The sequence below is a fragment of the Mesorhizobium sp. P3_A8 genome (assembly GCF_056402995.1).
In genome coordinates this window covers 1-1,114 of record NZ_JBFUGI010000039.1, presented here as the reverse complement: position 1 = coordinate 1,114, position 1,114 = coordinate 1, and the positions used below count along the sequence as shown (strand labels likewise).

The window sequence follows — 1,114 nt, the reverse complement described above, 5'->3', positions numbered from 1 at the left end:
GACGTGCTTGGCGCCGATGGCGCAACCGTCGCAGGCGTCGCGGCCGGCAACACCAATGCCAATCTCGACAGCGCCGCAACGATCGGCTCGGTCATCCACGGCACCTATGGCGATCTGACGCTCGGCGCCAATGGCGACTACAGCTACCTCCGCAACCCCGGCTCGCCCGGCGGTGTCAGCGACGTCTTCACCTACACCATCAAGGACGGCGACGGCGACCTGTCGCACACCACGCTGACCATCTCGGTCAGCGACTCCACGCCGACCGACAACATCCCGGCGCCGGGGCTCGCCTCGACCACCGTCTATGAAGCAGGCCTGCCGCCGCATACCGGCCTGCCGGCCGGCTCCGGCGAGATCGCCGACGGCAATCCCAACAACAACTCCAACACCACCGAGACCACCTCGGGCACCATCGGCTTCACCTCGCCAGACGGCATCCAGACCGTCTCGCTCGGCGGCCATGTCCTGACCGGCGTGCCGCAGACCTTCACCGACGCCACCGGCTCGATGACGGCCAGCTATGTCTATAATGCCAACACCGGTGTCGGCTCGATCAGCTACGCCTACACGCTCACCACCAACACTTCGGGCGACAACACCAGCACCTCGTTCGCGGTCGTCGTCACCGACGCCGACGGCGACAGCGCTCCGGCCGGCAACCTGGTCATCAACATCGTCGACGATGTGCCGACAGCCCATGCCGACACCGACAGCCTCGCCGCCAACCAGTTCACCGCCGAGACCGGCAACGTCATCACCGCGGTCGGCACCACCGCGCCGGTCACCGGTGTCGACGTGCTYGGCGCCGAYGGCGCAACCGTCGCAGGCGTCGCGGCCGGCAACACCAATGCCAATCTCGACAGCGCCGCAACGATCGGCTCGGTCATCCAYGGCACCTATGGCGATCTGACGCTCGGCGCCAATGGCGACTACAGCTACCTCCGCAACCCCGGCTCGCCCGGCGGTGTCAGCGACGTCTTCACCTACACCATCAAGGACGGCGACGGCGACCTGTCGCACACCACGCTGACCATCTCGGTCAGCGACTCCACGCCGACCGACAACATCCCGGCGCCGGGGCTCGCCTCGACCACCGTCTATGAAGCAGGCC

1 protein-coding gene is annotated in these 1,114 nt (G+C 67.3%); it reads left to right on the top strand.

Annotated elements, in window-relative coordinates; translation table 11 throughout:
- A partial coding sequence (locus AC1DX4_RS35040) for an Ig-like domain-containing protein (RefSeq protein WP_477224681.1) occupies positions 1 to 1,114 on the top strand: 1,114 nt, incomplete at both ends.